Raw genomic sequence first — 21,057 nt, forward strand, 5'->3', positions numbered from 1 at the left:
GAGCGAGCGTCTTACCAGGCATCGATCTCTTATTTTTGGCTGAACTTCCGCCGCCCATAAACCAGCCAGGTCAGCAGCACACAGATGATGTAAAAGATTAAAAACACTTTCATCGCGCCCACTGGCGAGCCGGTCATATTCAGCGACATGCCAAATGCTTGTGGAATAAAGAAGCCGCCCACCGCGCCGATGGCCGAAATAAAGCCCAGCGCCGCCGCCGTTTCGGTGACGGCTTCTCGCTGGGCTTGTTCATCGCTGCCGCCTTTCATCTTGACGCGATAAATCGTTATCTGGCGAAAGATGACAGCGATCATCTGGAAAGTAGAACCACTTCCCAAACCCGCGGTAAGGAATAACCCCATAAACACAGCGTAAAATGCGATGAAATTGCCGGAGCCTGTGCCAGGCAGAGTGAGGAACAACAGGGCACTGAAAACCGCCATAAAAATGAAGTTGATAAGCGTTACACGCACGCCGCCAAATTTATCGGAGATCGCACCGCCGACGGACCGCGCAATGGCGCCGATAAACGGGCCAAAAAAAGCCAGTTGCAGTATGTTCACATCCGGGAACTGCGTTTTTGCCAGCATGGCAAACCCGGCGGAAAAACCGATAAACGAGCCAAAGGTAGCGAGATAGAGCAGACTCAGCAGCCACAGATGCAACCGTTGCAAAACGGGCAACTGGTCTGCAATTGACGCACGTGAACTGGCAATATCATTCATCCCTGACCAGGCGGCGATAGTGGCAATCGCTAGTAGCGGCACCCAAATCCATGCGGCATTCGCCAGCGACATCACAGAACCATCGGCCTGCGGTACGCCATTGACGCCAAGAAAAGCAAATACCGGAACAAAAATCACCAGCGGCGCAACCAGCTGCATCACGCTGACGCCTAAATTCCCCAGCCCGCCATTAATCCCTAATGCACTGCCTTGTTTGGCTTTCGGGAAGAAGAAACTGATATTTCCCATACTCGAAGCAAAGTTCGCGCCAGCAAAACCACACAGCAAAGCAATAACAATAAATATCCCGTAAGGGGTATTCGGATCTTGCACAGCAATACCGAGCCAGACGCAAGGAATAATCAGAATCGCGGTACTAAAAACCGTCCAGCGACGTCCACCGAATATAGGCACCATAAAGGAGTAGGGAACACGCAATAATGCGCCGGAAACGGAAGGTAATGCGGTTAATAAAAAAAGCTGATCGGTAGTGAAATTAAAGCCGATTTTATTGAGATTAACGGCAACTGCGCTAAATAACATCCAGACACAGAAGGCAAGGAGTAAACAGCTTACTGATATCCAAAGGTTTCTTCGGGCAATGTGTTTTCCTTTATTTTCCCAGAATGCCGGATTTTCTGGCTTCCAGTCGCGCAAAAGGTAACGATTATTTTTCTCATTTTGTAGTGCCATACTCTTCCTCACATGCACACATTGTTAATGAAAAAAAGACAAGGCAGGACATTGGACGCAATGGTCCGTTATTAGAATTAAGAGTAGATAGAGTGACGTGCTGATTGAAAGAATAGATAACAAAGCGAAACTGCGGGGGGAGAAAGCTGATTATCTGAATGGATATGTGTTACTAAATGTAACGATTACGCATCATATTCCTTACCAATTTTTAAATTAACATACGGCAGACGCGTTTGTTGCCGTATGAATCGTGGCTTTATTCTCGTAGCCTTTGCTTATCTTTGACGTGTTGCCAGCCAGCAGAGCAGGGAACCGCCGCAGACCATCAATGCACCTTGCCAGAAAGAGAACGATAGCGGAGCACTAAGCAGTACCGCAGCAAGCGCCGACGAAAGCACAGGCGTAAAATACGAACCTACCGCCATAATGGTGACATTGCCATGTAGAATGCCGACGTTCCACGCAGCGTAAGCAAATCCTAAGGTAAATGCCGCTGAGATAAGTTTTATAATGACGGGCGTGCTAAATACCATCTCTGGTTGCGGCGTTAAAAAATAGTAAACCCACAAACTTGCTCCTGTCAGCAGGACGAAAACGGTAATACCGTTAAATCCACGGGCATATTTATTGGTTACCGTGCAATAAGCAGCCCAGATGAAAGCACCAATAAACGCCAGGCAATAACTTAACGGGCTGGTAGTGATATTGTTGATAATTTCATCCGGCTTGAGGCCATTTTCTCCCCCTAATACCCAGCAGACGCCGCCAAGGGCTAGTAATAATCCCGGAACAATCAGCCAGTTGGTCTTCTGACCATTAAACAGAATGGCAAAGAGAATTGTCAGACTGGGCCATAAATAGTTCACCATGCCCACTTCAATAGCCTGATGACGGGTCGCCGCATACCCTAAGGAAAGTGCCAGACAGATTTCATAGCTGACGAATAAGAAACTCCCCGCAAGTAAATAACGTTTGGGTATCTGCCGAATATGCGGGAATCCAACAGTGAATATTAACAGCAGCCCGCTTAATGAATAAATAGCTGCTGCGCCGCCGACCGGACCGAGCCCCTCACTGACGCCACGAATCAACCCCACCATGGTGCTCCACAGGACGATCGCGATTAGCCCTGTGAGCGTTGCTTTTTGTCGTGTCATGCTCGCTGTTTAGTCTCTCTTGCCGTTAAAAATTAAGCTGAAATTTATAGCATTTTTTTAACCGACTTGTCAGGCAGTGGTGCGTTTTTCTACCGCCATTGAGGTAGGTCAATTTGCGCAGGCGGATTATTTTGTGGCAAACAGGTGTTCTTTTTGATTTCGCGCAAAAAGATTCAGAATTTTACTGTTAGTTTCCTCGCGCAGTAATACCCCTGAAAAAAGAGGAAAGCAATGGACGTCAGTCGCAGACAATTTTTTAAAATCTGCGCGGGCGGTATGGCTGGAACAACAGTAGCAGCATTGGGCTTTGCCCCGAAGCAAGCACTGGCTCAGGCGCGAAACTATAAATTATTACGCGCGAAAGAGATCCGTAACACCTGCACATACTGTTCCGTAGGTTGCGGGCTATTGATGTATAGCCTGGGTGATGGCGCAAAAAACGCCAGAGAAGCGATTTATCACATTGAAGGTGACCCGGACCATCCGGTAAGCCGTGGTGCGCTATGCCCGAAAGGGGCCGGTTTGCTGGATTACGTCAACAGCGAAAACCGTCTGCGTTACCCGGAATATCGTGCGCCAGGTTCTGACAAATGGCAGCGCATTAGCTGGGAAGAAGCATTCTCCCGTATTGCGAAGCTGATGAAAGCTGACCGTGACGCTAACTTTATTGAAAAGAACGAGCAGGGCGTAACGGTAAACCGTTGGCTCTCTACCGGTATGCTGTGTGCCTCCGGCGCCAGCAACGAAACCGGGATGCTGACTCAAAAATTTGCCCGCTCCCTCGGGATGCTGGCGGTAGACAACCAGGCGCGCGTTTGACACGGACCAACGGTAGCAAGTCTTGCTCCAACATTTGGTCGCGGTGCGATGACCAACCACTGGGTGGATATCAAAAACGCTAACGTCGTAATGGTAATGGGCGGTAACGCTGCTGAAGCGCATCCCGTCGGTTTCCGTTGGGCGATGGAAGCGAAAAACAACAACGATGCAACTTTGATCGTTGTCGATCCCCGTTTTACGCGTACCGCTTCTGTGGCGGATATTTACGCACCTATTCGTTCCGGTACGGACATTACGTTCCTGTCTGGCGTTTTGCGCTACCTGATCGAAAACAACAAAATCAACGCCGAATACGTTAAGCATTACACCAACGCCAGCCTGCTGGTGCGTGATGATTTTGCTTTCGAAGACGGCCTGTTCAGCGGTTATGACGCTGAAAAACGCCAGTACGATAAGTCGTCCTGGAACTATCAGTTCGATGAAAACGGCTATGCGAAACGCGATGACACACTGACTCATCCGCGCTGCGTGTGGAACCTGCTGAAAGAGCACGTTTCCCGCTACACGCCGGACGTCGTTGAAAACATCTGCGGTACGCCAAAAGCCGACTTCCTGAAAGTGTGTGAAGTGCTGGCCTCCACCAGCGCGCCGGATCGCACAACCACCTTCCTGTACGCGCTGGGCTGGACGCAGCACACCGTCGGTGCGCAGAACATCCGTACCATGGCGATGATCCAGTTGCTGCTCGGCAACATGGGTATGGCTGGTGGTGGCGTGAACGCACTGCGTGGTCACTCCAACATTCAGGGTCTGACCGACTTAGGTCTGCTCTCTACCAGTCTGCCGGGGTATCTGACGCTGCCGTCAGAAAAACAGGTTGATCTGCAGTCTTATCTGGAAGCGAACACGCCGAAAGCGACGCTGGCTGATCAGATGAACTACTGGAGCAACTATCCGAAGTTCTTCGTTAGCCTGATGAAATCTTTCTACGGCGATGCCGCGCAGAAAGAGAATAACTGGGGCTACGACTGGCTGCCGAAGTGGGACCAGACTTACGACGTCATCAAGTATTTCAACATGATGGACGAAGGCAAGGTCAGCGGTTATTTCTGCCAGGGCTTTAACCCGGTAGCATCCTTCCCGGACAAAAACAAAGTGGTTAGCTGCCTGAGCAAGCTGAAGTACATGGTGGTTATCGATCCGCTGGTGACCGAAACATCCACCTTCTGGCAGAACCACGGCGAGTCGAACGATGTCGATCCGGCGTCTATTCAGACTGAAGTATTCCGTCTGCCTTCGACCTGCTTTGCTGAAGAAGATGGTTCTATCGCCAACTCCGGTCGCTGGTTGCAGTGGCACTGGAAAGGTCAGGACGCGCCTGGCGAAGCGCGTAACGACGGCGAAATTCTGGCGGGTATCTACCATCACCTGCGCGAGCTGTACAAAGCTGAAGGTGGTAAAGGTGTAGAACCGCTGATGAAGATGAGCTGGAACTACAAGCAGCCGCACGAGCCGCAATCTGACGAAGTGGCAAAAGAGAACAACGGCTATGCGCTGGAAGATCTCTATGACGCTAATGGTGTGCTGATTGCGAAGAAAGGTCAGTTGCTGAGTAGCTTTGCGCATCTGCGTGATGACGGTACGACCGCTTCTTCTTGCTGGATCTATACCGGTAGCTGGACAGAGCAGGGCAACCAGATGGCCAACCGCGACAACTCCGACCCGTCCGGTCTGGGGAACACGCTGGGATGGGCCTGGGCGTGGCCGCTCAACCGTCGCGTACTGTACAACCGTGCTTCGGCGGATATCAACGGTAAACCGTGGGACCCGAAACGGATGCTGATCCAGTGGAACGGCAGCAAGTGGACGGGTAACGATATTCCTGACTTCGGCAATGCCGCGCCGGGTACGCCAACCGGGCCGTTTATCATGCAGCCGGAAGGGATGGGACGTCTGTTTGCCATCAACAAAATGGCGGAAGGTCCGTTCCCGGAACACTACGAGCCGATTGAAACGCCGCTGGGGACTAACCCGCTGCATCCGAACGTGGTTTCTAACCCGGTCGTTCGTCTGTATGAACAAGACGCGCTGCGGATGGGTAAAAAAGAGCAGTTCCCGTACGTCGGTACAACTTATCGTCTGACCGAGCACTTCCACACCTGGACCAAGCACGCATTGCTCAACGCAATCGCCCAGCCGGAACAGTTTGTGGAAATCAGCGAAACGCTGGCGGCAGCGAAAGGCATTGCCAATGGCGATCGTGTCACTGTCTCCAGTAAGCGTGGCTTTATCCGCGCGGTGGCTGTGGTAACGCGCCGTCTGAAGCCGCTGAACGTTAACGGTCAGCAGGTCGAAACGGTGGGTATTCCTATCCACTGGGGCTTTGAGGGTGTCGCGCGTAAAGGTTATATCGCTAACACTCTGACGCCGAATGTCGGTGATGCAAACTCGCAAACGCCGGAATATAAAGCGTTCTTAGTAAACATCGAGAAGGCGTAAGGGGGCGAACAGATGGCTATGGAAACGCAGGACATTATCAAAAGGTCCGCAACTAACTCCATCACGCCGCCTTCTCAGGTGCGTGATTACAAAGCAGAAGTCGCGAAACTTATCGACGTTTCCACCTGTATCGGCTGTAAAGCCTGTCAGGTGGCCTGTTCGGAGTGGAACGACATCCGTGATGAAGTGGGGCACTGCGTCGGGGTATACGATAACCCCGCCGATCTGAGCGCCAAGTCCTGGACGGTGATGCGCTTTAGCGAAACCGAACAGAATGGCAAGCTGGAGTGGCTGATCCGTAAAGACGGCTGTATGCACTGTGAAGATCCGGGCTGCCTGAAGGCTTGCCCGTCTGCCGGTGCGATCATTCAGTACGCTAACGGTATTGTCGATTTCCAGTCGGAAAACTGCATCGGCTGTGGTTACTGTATTGCCGGGTGTCCGTTTAATATTCCGCGCCTCAACAAAGAGGATAACCGGGTATATAAATGCACACTCTGCGTCGATCGCGTCAGCGTCGGCCAGGAACCGGCATGTGTGAAAACTTGTCCGACCGGAGCTATCCACTTTGGTACCAAGAAGGAGATGCTGGAGCTTGCGGAACAGCGCGTGGCGAAACTGAAAGCGCGTGGTTACGAACATGCTGGCGTCTACAACCCGGAAGGGGTCGGTGGTACACACGTTATGTACGTGCTGCATCACGCCGATCAGCCGGAGCTGTATCACGGTCTGCCGAAAGATCCGAAGATCGATACCTCGGTGAATCTGTGGAAAGGTGCGCTGAAACCGCTGGCAGCGGCTGGCTTTATTGCTACCTTTGCCGGGTTGATTTTCCACTACATCGGTATTGGCCCGAATAAGGAAGTGGACGATGACGAGGAGGAGCATCATGAGTAAGTCGAAAATGATTGTGCGCACCAAGTTTATTGATCGCGCCTGTCACTGGACCGTGGTGATTTGCTTCTTCCTGGTGGCGCTGTCCGGGATTTCGTTCTTCTTCCCGACGCTGCAATGGCTGACGCAAACCTTCGGTACGCCGCAGATGGGACGCATTTTGCACCCGTTCTTCGGCATTGCGATTTTCGTTGCGCTGATGTTTATGTTCTTCCGCTTTGTGCATCACAACATCCCGGATAAGAAAGATATTCCGTGGCTGTTGAACATTGTTGAAGTATTAAAAGGCAATGAGCACAAAGTGGCGGATGTCGGTAAGTACAACGCCGGACAGAAGATGATGTTCTGGTCAATCATGAGCATGATTTTCGTGCTGCTGGTGACCGGGGTAATTATCTGGCGTCCGTACTTTGCGCAGTACTTCCCGATGCAGGTTGTCCGCTACAGCCTGCTGATTCACGCAGCTGCGGGTATCATCCTGATCCACGCCATCCTTATCCATATGTATATGGCATTCTGGGTGAAAGGGTCGATTAAAGGGATGATCGAAGGGAAGGTGAGCCGTCGCTGGGCGAAGAAACACCATCCGCGCTGGTATCGTGAAATCGAGAAGGCGGAAGCAAAAAAAGAGAGTGAAGAAGGGATATAATCTCTTTTGACACTTAATTGATAAAATGGCGCTGTAAGAGGCGCCATTTCACATTGTTGACAACGTGCGCTTTGTTCATGCCGGATGCGGCGTGAACGCCTTATCCGGCCTACAAACCGTTCAAATCCAATAGATTGCAGTGAGCATGTAGGCCTGATAAGCGTAGCGCATCAGGCAATGTTGCGTTTGTCATCAGTTTCAAATGGCGCTTTAAAAGGCGCCATTTTTTATTGCGTAACCAGACGGCGTAGTCGCGACACATCCACAGTTTTTTCCGCCTCTGCCAGACTCCAGGCGTTTTGCAGATTCAGCCACATTTGCGGTGAACTGCCGATCACCACGGAAAGTTTAATCGCCATTTCTGGCGTCAAAGCCGCTTTTCCGGTTAGCAATCGGCTTGCCGTTGAGGGCGCAATTTCCATTGCTCTGGCAAACTCGCGCAGGCTGACGTTCAGCTCGTCCAGTGATTCCTGAATAATGTCCCCCGGACGGGGATAATTGGCCATTTTCATCAGTGATAGTCCTCGTAATCCAGTATGTATGCATCGCCATTGACGAACTCAAACGTTATCCGCCAGTTGCCCGAGACAGAGATTGCCCAAATTCCATCGCGATCGCCGCTTAATGGGTGTAGTCGGTAACCGGGCATATCGATATCAGCAAGACAGCTTGCTGCATCAATTACAGCGAGTCGGTGGCGTAATCGTTTGACTTGCGTCGGTATAACGCCGGAGGTTCTGCCGAGAAGAAACAAGTCACGCAATCCCTTGTGTCTGAAATTCATTATCATCTCTTCATCCTTGTTCCTTCGAAAGGAACACTATCACTATTGTTCCGTACAGCGCAACAAATTTCGCTACGTTTTGCGAATTGTGAGGGGAAAGATGGGGGAGGAAAAGAAGAAGAGTGAAATTGCGGAAAGCGTCTCGCAAAACAAGCTGCGACTCGAGCATGGCAGTCGCAGCAAAGGCCTCTTAGCGACGGAAATCAATCACCATACGGCCACGGATTTTGCCTTCTTCCATCTCAGTAAAGATGGTATTGATGTCCGCTAACGGACGCAGGGCAACTTTCGGCACCACTTTACCTTCGGCGGCAAACTGGAAGGCTTCGGTTAAATCCTGACGCGTGCCGACCAGTGAACCGACCACTTCAATACCGTCCAGCACAAGGCGTGGGATGTCCAGGCTCATAGACTCCGGCGGCAGACCGACAGCCACGACACGCCCACCGGCGCGAACGGCATCGACCGCCGAGTTAAACGCAGCTTTAGCCACCGCTGTTACCACCGCAGCGTGTGCACCGCCGGTTTTTTCCTGCACAATTTTGGCGGCGTCTTCAGTGCGTGAGTTAATCGCTAAATCAGCGCCCATTTCGGTTGCCAGTTTTAACTGCTCATCATTGACATCAATGGCGATCACTTTGGCGTTAAAGACATTTTTCGCGTATTGCAGGGCGAGGTTACCCAGACCGCCAAGACCGTAGATAGCAATCCACTGTCCGGGACGAATTTTTGACAGTTTCACTGCTTTGTAGGTGGTGACGCCCGCGCAGGTAATGCTGCTGGCCGCTGCCGAGTCCAGGCCATCTGGCACTTTTACCGCGTAATCGGCTACCACGATGCACTCTTCAGCCATCCCGCCATCAACGCTGTATCCGGCATTTTTAACTGAACGGCAAAGCGTTTCGTTACCGCTGTTGCAGTATTCGCAATGCCCACATCCTTCAAAGAACCATGCTACGCTTGCGCGATCGCCTGGTTTTAATGAGGTAACGCCAGGGCCAACTTCTGCCACCACACCAATACCTTCGTGTCCCAGAATTACGCCGGTCTTATCACCAAAATCGCCATTCTTAACATGAAGATCGGTATGACATACGCCACAACATTCCATTTTCAACAGGGCTTCACCGTGTTTCAGTGAACGCAGCGTTTTATCCGTAACGTCAACATGATGATCCTTCGTAACAACCGCAGCCTTCATAGTTCCTCCTTTTCGGATGATGTTCTGCATAGCAGGTGAGGCAAATGAGATTTATTCGCCATTACCCAGTATGGATGAGATCTGAAAAAGAGAGAGGGAAATTGCCCGGTAGCATTCACCACCGGGCGGAGACTTAGATGGAGGTACGACGGTAGTCGCGGTATTCCGCTTGCCAGAAATTATCGTCAATGGCCTGTTGCAGGGCTTCGGCAGACGTTTTCACCGCCACCCCTTGCTGCTGCGCCATTTTACCCACCGCAAAAGCTATTGCCCGGGAGACTTTCTGAATATCTTTCAGCTCCGGTAGTACCAGACCTTCGCCGTTTAGCACCAGCGGTGAATACTGCGCCAGGGTTTCACTTGCCGACATTAACATCTCGTCGGTAATGCGCGACGCACCGGAAGCAATAACGCCAAGCCCAATGCCCGGGAAGATAAAGGCGTTGTTGCACTGGGCGATAGGGTAGATTTTATCTTTCCATACTACCGGATTAAACGGACTGCCGGTGGCGACCAGTGCATTGCCTTCGGTCCAGGCAATAATATCCTGCGGTGTGGCTTCGACGCGTGACGTCGGGTTAGAGAGCGGCATCACGATTGGGCGCGGGCAGTGTTTATGCATCTCGCGGATGATCTCTTCCGTAAACAGCCCGGTCTGGCCGGAGACGCCAATCAGAATATCCGGTTTGACGTTGCGTACGACATCAAGCAATGACAACACATCGCTGTCAGTATCCCAGTCTCTGAGATTTTCTCGCGCCTGCACCAGTTTGGTCTGGAAAGGTAGCAGGTTTGGCATCTTGTCGGTAAGCAGACCAAAGCGATCGACCATAAACACTTTCTGCCGCGCCGCTTCTTCGCTTAATCCTTCACGCTGAGTCTGGGCGATGATCATTTCGGCAATGCCGCATCCCGCGGAGCCTGCGCCGAGGAAGACAATCTTTTTCTCGCTTAACTGACCGCCCGCCGCGCGACTTGCTGCGATCAGCGTGCCTACCGTTACCGCCGCGGTTCCCTGAATATCATCATTAAAGGAACAAATTTCATTACGATAGCGGTTAAGCAATGGCATCGCATTTTTCTGTGCGAAGTCTTCAAACTGCAGCAGCACGTCCGGCCAGCGTTGCTTCACGGCCTGGATAAATTCATCAACGAATTCATAGTATTCGTCATCAGTGATGCGCGGGTTACGCCAGCCCATATACAGCGGATCGTTAAGCAGTTGCTGGTTGTTAGTCCCGACATCCAGCACCACAGGAAGGGTATACGCCGGGCTGATACCGCCACAGGCGGTGTAGAGCGACAGTTTACCGATTGGAATGCCCATCCCGCCAATACCCTGGTCACCGAGGCCCAGAATACGTTCGCCGTCGGTCACCACAATCACTTTGATATTATGATTCGGCACGTTTTGCAGAATATCGTCCATATTGTGGCGGTTCTGGTAAGAGATAAACACGCCGCGCGAACGACGGTAGATCTCGGAGAAACGTTCACAGGCTGCGCCGACGGTAGGGGTGTAAATAACGGGCATCATCTCATCAAGATGATTGTTTACCAGGCGGTAAAAGAGGGTTTCGTTGGTGTCCTGGATATTACGCAGGTAGATGTGCTTGTCGATTTCGGTTTTGAATCCCTGATACTGGATCCATGCTCGTTCCGCTTGTTCTTCGATGGTTTCGACCACTTCCGGCAGTAACCCCAGCAGGTTGAAGTTACGGCGTTCTTCCATGCTGAAGGCGCTGCCTTTATTCAACAACGGAAATTCCAGCAGTACAGGGCCAGCGTAAGGAATATAAAGCGAACGCTGTTTTTTTGTTTTTGATTCCATGTCACTCACTCTTTTTTGAATATCCATCCCTGGGGTGCTTTTATCGTCTTTGCTTTACCGCCAGGGCGTCGGCACCAAGTATAAAGCAGATAAAAACAAAAACACCATTGCGCAGGCAATGGTGTTTAATCGTCATTGAGGACTGATGGTTATGAATTACTTTTCAGCGGGGCGTTTTCTGCCGGTTGGGTTATTTACCACGCTGGATTTGTCACCTTCGGTAACTATTTTGCGCTGGTTAGAAATTTTATGATCCAGTCCAAGAATATGACGTGCCTGACGGTTCGATTTCATTTGTACTCCTCAATCCTGTAGCTAGTTTTAAGGACAACATCGCCGTAGCGAAGAAACACGTGCTAAACCCCTAAATTAGGTTGCCGATCAAGCATAGCAGCTTAAAGTGTAGGGTGCTGGCCGCTGACCACATAATTGATCGTTTGCTGGTAGATATCACTGAGGATGTCGTTATCAGAAGCTTCCACCCATTTGGTCAGCTCCATGAGAATGTCATCTTCAGTGACAACACCGTGCTCTGCCCGAAGGCCTTGCTCAATGGCATTAACCAGAGCGGGTTCTGCTGTTGAATTTTCTGCCTGATAATAAGTAAACATAGTGATTCTCCGTTTCTGTGTATTTATGGTGTCTGCTACGGATCGCAGATTTATAAAGCACATTCAGCATGGCAAATATTTACCGCTTCGTTGTTAAGATTCATCCTGGTTGGTAGGCTTTATATTCTAACTGCATGATATTAATGGTTATTATTTTTGATGTTTACTGGTTAATATCGCCGTATTACCCCTTAGACGTTATATTTACAGGCATCTATTATGGTAATTTAATTTAAGTTTTTGGGTGTTTTTTGTTCTGAGTTAATTCGGAATATCCCGCTCATCCTTTTGCTGCTTCTCCGATAGTCTATAATTTCCTTTTTAAGCCCACAGGAGAGCAACAATGACAATCCATAAGAAAGGTCAGGCACACTGGGAAGGCGATATCAAACGCGGGAAGGGAACAGTATCCACCGAGAGCGGCGTGCTGAACCAACAGCCGTATGGATTTAACACGCGTTTTGAAGGCGAAAAAGGAACCAATCCTGAAGAGTTGATTGGTGCGGCACATGCCGCTTGTTTCTCGATGGCGCTTTCATTAATGCTGGGGGAAGCGGGATTCACGCCAACATCGATTGATACCACTGCCGATGTATCGCTGGATAAAGTCGATGCTGGTTTCGCGATTACCAAAATCGCACTGAAAAGCGAAGTTGCGGTGCCGGGTATTGATGCCTCCACCTTTGACGGCATTATTCAGAAAGCAAAAGCCGGATGTCCGGTTTCTCAGGTACTGAAAGCAGAAATTACGCTGGATTACCAGTTGAAAGCATAAGTACTCGCCGGATGATGTTGTCATCCGGCAAGCATTTACACGGATATTTTCTGCTTATCCCAATGAAAACTTGTATTTAAACTGCATCGTCATTCTTTTCATGAAATCTTGCCCGCGTGTGCGGGCGGGCGAAAATTGTCAGATTTTTAGCGGCAGAACGCTGCTAATCCAGCCAGGGATTTCTTCGGCGGGTAGGGGACGTGAGAAGAAGTAGCCCTGAATAACGCGACAGTGGATCCTGCGTAATATCTCAAATTGTTCTTTGGTTTCTACACCTTCGGCTACCACCGTTAAATTGAGGTTTTGCCCAATACTGGTAATAGCTTCCAGTAAGGCGAGGATACGCTTTTCGGTCAGACAACGATCGACAAAGCTTTTGTCGATTTTGATTTCCGTTACCGGAAGGCTGACTAAGCGGGATAAACCAGAAAAACCGGTGCCGAAATCATCGACAGATAAACCCACGCCCATATCACGAAGGATCTGGATGCGTTTGAAGATCTCCGTATCGTGCTCCATCATCATGCTTTCCGTGATTTCTACCGTCAGCTGGTGGCCGTCAATCGCCCATGCCTGCATCGCATCAGACACCTGATTGGGTAGCTGATTACTGCGAAAATGCAGCGCAGACAAGTTAACGGAAAGCGCCGGGATATGAATATTCTGGTTACGCCATTCTGCTAACTGGCGGCAGGCTTCAGCAATAACCCAACGGCCAATGTTTTCGATTTCGCCAATCTCTTCAGCAAGAGGGATAAACCGAGAAGGGGGAACATGACCATGCTGTGGGTCATACCAGCGAGCGAGGGCTTCGATGCCGTACAGTTCGCCGGTTTCCGCAAAGATCTGCGGCTGATAAACCAGTTTTAGTTTGTTGTTGCTGATAGCTTCTTTCAGCGCCGCACCGAGAATCAGACGCTCTTTCACCATTTCGTTCATTACCGGGCTAAAGAACTGCCAGCCATTACCGCCGTTTTTGCGAATAAAATCCATCGCATTGTGGGCAGTCGAAAGCAGGTAGTCCCGGTTTTTACCAACGTCGTAACTGATACCAATGCTCAAGGTTAACGGGAATGGTTTATCGTCAATCATGACCGGTTTATTAACGACGTTGCGAAGTTCATCCGCTATTTGGGTAATGTTACTGACGTCGTTTTCCGGGCTGATGAGGACAAACTGTGTACCTTCAATACGACAGAGATACTGGTCTGGTTTGATCTTTTCACGAAAGCGATTGACCACTTCCAGCAATGCCTGATCGGCCCACGCATAGCCCAGACTGTCGATGACATCCTGAATATGGTCAATGCCAATAAGATACACCACCGGAGAGACGGCATTTTCTACCAGGTCATCGAGATAATTGTGCAGGTTATTACGGTTTGGCAAACCGGTCATCGGATCAAACTGAATGAGCTGCTCAATATGCTGGCGACTTTTTTCCTGTTCCAGCGCCAGCGCGGCCATATGCTGGCTGATATCCGCCACTCGTTCGATAAACGCGCTGGTTACCGCCCCGGACGCTGTTTTGATTTTCAGAATCCCGGCAGGTGCGCCATCGCGCTGGCGAATGGTGACTGACCAGCTTTGCGCATTCTTTACTTCTGTCCCATGAGAGGACGACGCCCAGTGCACCGGCATACCATTACGCAATGCATACAACGACACATGGGATTCATGAAGAATGGATTCGATATTCCGACAGATGATTTCACCCATTTCATGAAATGGCGGGCTGCTACACATCGCGGCGAGAATATTGCCTTCAAGCTCACGAATTTGTCGTTCTTCGGTGATATCAGAGAAGGTCATCACCAGGTTTTGCAGATTAGCCAGCACATCATAAACTGGGCTAATAGAGGCTTTAATCCAGATTTTTTCCCCCGTGCGCGTTAACAACAGAAATTCATCCTGATCACGCGCTGTTTTCCATAGCAGTTGCTGTAAGCGAATACGATTATCTGCCGGGTATTCAGGGAAGTTAAGCAACGTATCGGGCTGCATACCGCTGGCTTCGCTGATGCAGTAGCCAAACATTTCAGTAAACGCGCGATTGCACTGCACGATATGGCGTTCCGGGTCCAGCACAATGACCGGGCGATCGAGATGGTCCACGGCAATAATTAACTGCCGGGTCTGTTCTTTCTGCGCCATTTCTACGCTGGCATCACGTACCAGTGCCAGGTAATAAATTTTCCCTTCGACAGTGACTTTGGATAGCGCGAAACGGGTCCAGATTTTACTGCCGTCTTTTTTCTCCAGCTGCAATTCCCGGCTCATACCTTCAACCCGCGCTTTACCGCCTTCGCGGTTATGGCGGATATATTCTGGATGCGCAGGGCGCAAATTATGGGGAATCAGCATATCAATGTTATTGCCAATCACTTCTTCGCGCTTATACCCCCAGAGCTTCTCCGCTGCAGGATTAAAAAACATTACTTCGTCATTTTCGTTAATTAACACCGCGCCCATCATATTTTGCTCAAGGGCGGGGAAAAAAATGCCGTCGGCGGCATTCTCTGCATCGGTTAGCTTCATGATTACCTCTGCATCCGGGCGCATCTAAAGACTGGCTTTCCAGAGTTCAACACGGTTTCTACCTCGTCTTTTCGCGATATACAGAGCTTCATCGGCTATTTGAATTAAGCGTTCATAATCAGGATGTCCATTAAACATGGCGGCGCCAATGGACAGAGAGAGGGCTATGTCTTCGCCGTTTGCGGCTTTCAGTTTGGTTTTTTCCACCCGGCTGCGGATGCGTTCTGCGGTACGCAAAGTGTCATTTTCTGAAGCTTCAGTCAGTACGATGATAAATTCATCGCCACCGTAGCGGAAAACATAGTCACTACTACGTACGTTGTCGTAAAACGCCTGCGAGACTTTACGTAAAATCTCATCGCCTGTGTTATGTCCCCATGTGTCGTTGATCTCTTTGAATTTATCTACATCGATGATCAGAACAGACAACGGTGTACCGGCCCGATTGGCATGAGCAATTTCACGTTTGAAGATAGTTGGCAAGAAACGGCGGTTAAGTAATTTCGTCAGTACATCCATGCCCACTTCATGACGCGAGACTTCTTCAAAGAGTTCACGTAGTAAGGTGATAATTTGTGATACGGTATTTCGTATCTGTAATAAAAACTTCACGCGCAGACTTTTGTTACTCAGATTTTTTGCATTGAGCATTGTCTGATTAAAAACCCCGTCAAAATCCTGAATAAGGTGAGAGATATGACCAACTTCAGCAATGCCACTAAAATAATGGCGACCTTTATGGTTAAACCACAGGCCAAAATCAACCTGACTTAACGGTAAGCTGCTGCCTAAATCAGAATCCAACAAGACTTTATAAATAATATCTATTTCCCATGAAAGTAATGAGGCTATTTGTCGTTCTTTTTCTTCTTCGGCGTTTTCCAGTAATGAGAAGATACGATAGTTCTCGTCTTCTTTAGCCGCACTACTGTCGCTAAAGGTAAATGCTCTGGTCATCACTTCCATGGCTATGTCGATACTGTTAATCGAAAAGTGATAGACCTGAAGTTTTTCCGCGGGCGAATAATCAGAGGAAAATATTACCGGATAGAGGATTTTTTTCAGCACGCGAAAACCCATCTCGACAATTTCTACCGGAATGCCAATACGAGCATGGACTTCGGCTACGGTATGTTGGATTTGTATAAGTCTTTCAACATCTTCCGTTTGTGCTGAGAGCACATTGATAATCCACTTTTCCATCGCACTTTTAAGCTGCCTTTCGACCTGTTCGTTACTCAAAAACTCTTCGGCATGCGGGTCAGTGCGTACAATTCGATAAAACTCAAAACTTAAGTATTGAGCATGTGCTACGGCAATTTCTGCCACTTTGTCACGAATGAGGGGGTCGACCTGGGCAACTAATCCGGTCCACTCATCTTTCATTCTTTTAAAATACATCTCCATAATTCACACCCTTATACGGCTGGAAAGGCAGACGGAATCGAAAAACAAAACGCAACTCATTTGGACAGGGTTACAGCACCATATTCTCCTGAAATATGAAGATATACTGAAACGAAATAAGTGACTTATGACAGTTTTAATCTACGCTACTGGTATTCTGAAGAGTATAGCCCATCGTAATTATTTTTCGGTGATGGTTAATATCGTATGGTTTTTCATATTCATACGTTTTTATCAGGGGAATTATTAAGTTGATTTGATTATTAGTTGAGAATGTTTCGTTGATGACAAGCCGGTGTTTAAAGCACCGGCAGTGCCACAAAGTAAGAAAGGGCGTTTAGCTTCCCCAACGGCTTTGCAGATAGCTAACTGCCCGTTGAGTTTGCGGTTTGTTCAGATAGTCTTCGCGGAACAAAATCGTACCGCTAATTTCTGGCACGGCATCGTTAAGATCGAGCTGCTTTTTCAGTTCCGGAACGCCGCCGTTAACCATCCAGTCTGGTTCTATCTTTGAAGGTTCGCCGACTTTATAGAAGGCAATACCAATATAAAGACGGGTTTTGGTTGGTTTGACGACATCTGCCCACCATTTTGCCAGCACGTCGTAACGTGCGGCGCTACGCGAGAACGGCCAGTAAATTTGCGGGGCTATATAATCCAGTAAGCCTTGTTCGACCCAGCGACGAGTGTCAGCGTAGGATTCATCATAAGCCGCAGCCCCGCGCGTATCAGAACCGAGCGGATCGTGTGAGCGGTTACGCCAGACGCCCGCTGGGCTCACACCAAATTCGACTTCCGGCTTAATGCTTTTAATGGTGTGCGACACCTTAGCAATTAACTGCTGGGTATTGTTGCGCCGCCAGTCAGCTTTTGACGCAAATGCACCACCGTACTTGCGGTACGTCTCGTTATCGTTAAGCCGAGAATCCGGCGATTCAGTGTAAAAATAGTCATCAAACTGCACGCCATCTACCGGATAGCGAGAAACCACTTCAGCAACTATCGATGCGATCCAGTCCTGAACTTCAGGGATCCCCGGGTCGAGAACAAAACGGTCACCTGACGTTCTGATCCAGTCGCGATGCTGCACATAGACGCTGGCCGGCTGTTGAGACAGAGTGCTATTCAGTTCCCTGATCGTTCCGGGCTTCGTATTAACCGACACGCGGTATGGGTTAAACCAGGCGTGCACTTTCATCCCACGCTTGTGGGCTTCGTCGAGAATAAATTGCAGCGGATCGTAACCAGGATATTCACCAATCTTGCCAGTCATGAGATCGGACCACGGCAAAATCTTCGACGGCCAAAGGGCAGTGCCGTCGGGCTTCACCTGGAAAAAGACCGTGTTAATTCCCAGTCGTTGCAGGTTTTCCAGTTTGTCGATCATCGCCTGCTGTTGCACGCGGACCCGGCTGGTGGTGTTACTGATGTTAACCGAGGAGACGGGGGGCCAGTCGAGGCGGGATACCGTTGCCAACCAGATACCACGCATAGGTTGCGACGATTGTTGTGCGGTCGCTGGTGGTTTTGAGTCTGCTGGTGGTGTCGTTATTGAATCTGGAGGCGTGCTTTTACAACTACACAGTAAAAGTGCCAGTGCAACCAGTGCAACTGGCCTTTTAATTGCGAATTTCACAGTTCGGGAGCAGATATCCATATATGCTTATTTCCGGTAAACAGATGTGCGCTTATTCTCGTACTTATCTGGGGCAAGTCAATACGGCAATAAGCAGGAAATAGTTATCGCTCCCTTGTGGCTGATGACAAACGCCAAATGCCTGATGCGCTTCGCTTATCAGGCCTACAAGGAGAGTCGCAATTGATTAAATTTGCACACTCTTGTTGGCAGGATAAGGTGTCCACGCCGTATCCGGCAAAATAAGTGCTTTATCAATAAACTAAAGGGAGCGATTAATTTTCGCTCCCTCGAGTTATTACCACTCATACACGGTTAGTGTTTCTTATCATTCATCACAATATAGTGCGGTGAACGAGCACGTGGATGCAGGAAGAAGTGACCTTTCGGCGCGTTCTGGCTGTTAATTGGCTCCAGTGTAACACCCGTATTCGCTTTGCCTTTACGGTCATGAATGGCATAGAGAATAAACGGCAGAGCAAGTACCACCAGGAAACTTACCACTAATAATTCAACATACATATCAGTAGAATCACCCTGGATATTATCCGGCGGCAGGAAGGAGACGACAAACGCCATAATTGACGTCAGCAAACCGACAATCGCCACGACCAGTTTCACCCCTTTACCACCAGGGATATTAAATGTGCGTTTTAAGTCAGGATGTTTAAGAACTAACACAATGTAGCCAATAAACAGCATGAAATAAGCACACAGATAAATCACTACTGTCAGTGCCAGCGCGATCAGGAAGGACATGTTGTTACCACCACCGGTGTTGGTGAGGATAATCAACGCGATAGAGGTAATTATCAGCTGGGAAATCACCAAAGTTACCGGCACACCATTTTTGTTCATTTTAGCGAACGCGGCTGGCAGTAGATTTTTCTGCGCGGTGACATACATACCGCGAGAAGGGCCAACAATCCATGAGGCGATTTCTGCCAGAACACCCAACAGCAGCAGGGCAGAGATAACGCGAACCGTCCACTCAATTTCCGGTGCAACATGAGACATCAGCACGGTGAAGGTTTGCATTACACCTGCGGACAGGTTGATTTCATTACCCGGAATCACCATCGCAATGGACAAACCGCCTACTGAACTTAAGCAAATCGCCGCCACCATCAGCAGTAACATTGCCAGCGGATAGTCGCGCCCTGGGTTGCTCATTTCATTGACGTGGGTCGCGGAAGCTTCTACTCCCATATAACTCAAAATGAAGGCGACAAACACAACCAAAGTGCCAACTTTCGAGAAATCAGGGAAGAAGGTTTTCGCATCCATTTCGATAGCAACTGGTGCTCCGGAGTGCAGATAAATCGCCGCTAATGCAATCAAAATAAATGCAGGCAGCAGAATACCCGCGAAGAAACCAACTTTAGCAATTCGCGCAGTATATTTAGTACCGCCAAACTGAGTTAATGCCAGCGCCCAAAGAATGATCAGCGCCGCGATGGTTTTTGTTACCGGGTCTTCATTCAGTGCTGGCCATTTCAGAATGTAGGAGAGCGCCCCTAACACGAAATAGAGCATTGGAATAAAGCCAATAGCGATTTGAAGATAGCCAAATGAGATAGCTGCGAATCCCCATTTCGGCCCCAGGGTATTTGATACCCAGGCAAACACACCACCTTCTTCCCAACCGTCCACGGTGGCCATTTCCGCAGCACAAAGACCAACGGGAATAAACCATAAAATCCCGCCTAAGAGCAGGAAGAAGACTAATGAAAAGCCAGATGTTGCGAAAGTAGGGTATTCATAAACAGCCATTACCATCGACGCCGTGATGGCGAAGAACCCTAGTAATGTTAGCTGCTTTGCTTTACCTGTCTGTACTGATGTAGCCATATTATCCCCCTAAAACGGTTGTCCTGTCGGAACCGCGCCTGTCTTGTTCTGAAGCGTATTCAGAGCAATATTTTCCGTTGCTAATGCCAGTGAACAGACTTCGGAAATTGTCCCGAAACGGATTCGTTTCGGGACACCGTTACCGCTTAAACGTTATCAGGTATGTTTAAAGCTGTTCTGCTGGGCAATACCCTGCAATTTCGGGTGATCGCTGAGATATTTCAGGGAGGCTTTGTAGTCTTCCAGTAACAGTTCAGCGAAGTCCATTTCGAAGCCGCGACGGCACATAATGCGCATTACCACGATGTCGGTGGCTTCACCGCCGAGGGTAAATGCCGGCACCTGCCAGCCGCGCAGGCGCAGACGTTCAGAGAGGTCATACAGGGTGTATCCTGGATTTTCTCCGTCTTTCAGTTTGAAGCACACCGCCGGGATACCTTCATCCGGGCGCCCCGTACAGATGAACTCATACGGTCCCAGTTTGGCGATTTCATCCGCCAGATAAGTGGCGACCTGGTAAGAGGCGTTCTGTACTTTGGTATAACCTTCACGACCGAGGCGCAGGAATTCATAGTACTGTGCAATCACCTGGCCCGCCGGGCGGGAGAAGTTGATGGCGAAAGTACCAATCTGGCCGCCGAGATAGTCAACGTTGAATACCAGTTCTTTCGGCAGCGCCTCTTCGTCACGCCAGATAACCCAGCCGCAGCCCAGCGGAGCCAGACCGAATTTATGGCCTGAAGCACTGATGGATTTCACGCGCGGCAGGCGGAAGTCCCAGACAATATCCGGTGCCACGAATGGCGCAAGGAAGCCACCACTGGCGGCGTCGATGTGCATGTCGATGTCGATACCGGTATCCGCCTGGAATTTATCCAGCGCATCGTGTAGCGGTTGCGGGAACTCATAGTTACCCGTGTAGGTCACGCCGAAAGTCGGCACCACGCCGATGGTGTTTTCGTCGCAGGCCTCAATCATGCGTTTCGGATCCATAAATAGCTGGCCGGGGCGCATAGGGATCTC

General features: G+C 49.6%; 17 protein-coding genes. 4 read left to right on the forward strand and 13 right to left on the reverse strand.

Going from position 1 to position 21,057, the window contains the following annotated elements; all coding sequences use genetic code 11:
- Positions 1-29: 29 nt before the first annotated feature.
- Positions 30-1,418: a nitrate/nitrite transporter NarU gene (gene narU, locus A9180_RS07235; RefSeq protein WP_064527490.1), complete on the reverse strand. Its 1,389-nt coding sequence runs from the start codon at positions 1,416-1,418 to the stop codon at positions 30-32.
- Positions 1,419-1,696: 278 nt separating this feature from the next.
- Positions 1,697-2,578, reverse strand: coding sequence for an aromatic amino acid efflux DMT transporter YddG (gene yddG / locus A9180_RS07240; RefSeq protein WP_064527492.1), 882 nt, complete (start codon positions 2,576-2,578; stop codon positions 1,697-1,699).
- A 231-nt stretch (positions 2,579-2,809) separates the two neighbouring features.
- Here yddG and fdnG point away from each other — a divergent pair, with 231 nt between their 5' ends.
- The 3 genes from fdnG to fdnI are packed head-to-tail and all read left to right on the forward strand — an operon-like array spanning position 2,810 to position 7,400.
- Positions 2,810-5,857 (forward strand): formate dehydrogenase-N subunit alpha, encoded by a 3,048-nt coding sequence (gene fdnG, locus A9180_RS07250; protein ID WP_149025970.1) that lies wholly within the window; start codon positions 2,810-2,812, stop codon positions 5,855-5,857.
- A gap of 12 nt (positions 5,858-5,869) precedes the next feature.
- Positions 5,870-6,754 carry a formate dehydrogenase N subunit beta gene (fdnH, locus tag A9180_RS07255; protein ID WP_001240581.1) on the forward strand — a complete coding sequence of 295 codons (885 nt, stop codon included), beginning with the start codon at positions 5,870-5,872 and terminating at the stop codon, positions 6,752-6,754.
- Entirely contained in the window at positions 6,747-7,400 is a 654-nt protein-coding gene (gene fdnI, locus A9180_RS07260; RefSeq protein ID WP_000045638.1) for a formate dehydrogenase-N subunit gamma, read from the forward strand. Before fdnH ends, fdnI begins: the two co-directional genes overlap by 8 nt.
- A gap of 227 nt (positions 7,401-7,627) precedes the next feature.
- Here the strand turns inward: fdnI and A9180_RS07265 are convergent, their stop codons facing one another.
- The 6 genes from A9180_RS07265 to bdm all read right to left on the reverse strand — a co-directional run bounded on the left by A9180_RS07265 (position 7,628) and on the right by bdm (position 11,827).
- Positions 7,628-7,912, reverse strand: a complete 285-nt coding sequence (locus A9180_RS07265; RefSeq protein ID WP_064527496.1) for a HigA family addiction module antitoxin — start codon at positions 7,910-7,912, stop codon at positions 7,628-7,630.
- Complete coding sequence (locus A9180_RS07270; protein WP_064527498.1) at positions 7,912-8,190, reverse strand: type II toxin-antitoxin system RelE/ParE family toxin; 279 nt, start codon at positions 8,188-8,190, stop codon at positions 7,912-7,914. The genes A9180_RS07265 and A9180_RS07270 overlap by 1 nt, the downstream gene beginning before the upstream one ends.
- Positions 8,191-8,374: 184 nt before the next feature.
- Positions 8,375-9,385 carry an alcohol dehydrogenase AdhP gene (gene adhP, locus A9180_RS07275; RefSeq protein ID WP_064527500.1) on the reverse strand — a complete coding sequence of 337 codons (1,011 nt, stop codon included), beginning with the start codon at positions 9,383-9,385 and terminating at the stop codon, positions 8,375-8,377.
- A 133-nt stretch (positions 9,386-9,518) separates the two neighbouring features.
- Complete coding sequence (gene maeA / locus A9180_RS07280; RefSeq protein ID WP_064527502.1) at positions 9,519-11,216, reverse strand: malate dehydrogenase; 1,698 nt, start codon at positions 11,214-11,216, stop codon at positions 9,519-9,521.
- Between the two features lie 156 nt (positions 11,217-11,372).
- Entirely contained in the window at positions 11,373-11,510 is a 138-nt protein-coding gene (sra, locus tag A9180_RS07285) for a stationary-phase-induced ribosome-associated protein (RefSeq protein ID WP_000841554.1), read from the reverse strand.
- A 101-nt stretch (positions 11,511-11,611) separates the two neighbouring features.
- A complete protein-coding gene (bdm, locus tag A9180_RS07290) occupies positions 11,612-11,827 on the reverse strand; it encodes a biofilm-dependent modulation protein (protein WP_000495766.1) in 216 nt (71 codons plus the stop codon).
- Positions 11,828-12,170: 343 nt separating this feature from the next.
- Here bdm and osmC point away from each other — a divergent pair, with 343 nt between their 5' ends.
- Positions 12,171-12,602 (forward strand): peroxiredoxin OsmC, encoded by a 432-nt coding sequence (osmC, locus tag A9180_RS07295; RefSeq protein ID WP_000152304.1) that lies wholly within the window; start codon positions 12,171-12,173, stop codon positions 12,600-12,602.
- A gap of 138 nt (positions 12,603-12,740) precedes the next feature.
- Here osmC and dosP read toward each other — a convergent pair whose 3' ends face one another.
- The 5 genes from dosP to A9180_RS07320 form a co-directional block, all read right to left on the reverse strand.
- Positions 12,741-15,140 carry an oxygen-sensing cyclic-di-GMP phosphodiesterase DosP gene (gene dosP, locus A9180_RS07300; RefSeq protein WP_074399478.1) on the reverse strand — a complete coding sequence of 800 codons (2,400 nt, stop codon included), beginning with the start codon at positions 15,138-15,140 and terminating at the stop codon, positions 12,741-12,743.
- A gap of 24 nt (positions 15,141-15,164) precedes the next feature.
- Positions 15,165-16,547 (reverse strand): diguanylate cyclase DosC, encoded by a 1,383-nt coding sequence (gene dosC, locus A9180_RS07305; protein WP_064527506.1) that lies wholly within the window; start codon positions 16,545-16,547, stop codon positions 15,165-15,167.
- Positions 16,548-16,884: 337 nt separating this feature from the next.
- On the reverse strand, positions 16,885-18,204 hold the full coding sequence (locus A9180_RS07310; protein ID WP_074399475.1) for a family 10 glycosylhydrolase: 1,320 nt from the start codon (positions 18,202-18,204) through the stop codon (positions 16,885-16,887).
- 294 nt (positions 18,205-18,498) lie between these two features.
- Entirely contained in the window at positions 18,499-20,034 is a 1,536-nt protein-coding gene (gadC, locus tag A9180_RS07315; protein ID WP_064527512.1) for an acid resistance gamma-aminobutyrate antiporter GadC, read from the reverse strand.
- Between the two features lie 156 nt (positions 20,035-20,190).
- On the reverse strand, positions 20,191-21,057 hold an 867-nt coding region (locus A9180_RS07320), incomplete at its 5' end, for a glutamate decarboxylase (RefSeq protein WP_064527525.1).

Origin of the sequence: Escherichia sp. B1147, from assembly GCF_001660175.1 — a bacterium.
Lineage (GTDB): Bacteria > Pseudomonadota > Gammaproteobacteria > Enterobacterales > Enterobacteriaceae > Escherichia > Escherichia whittamii.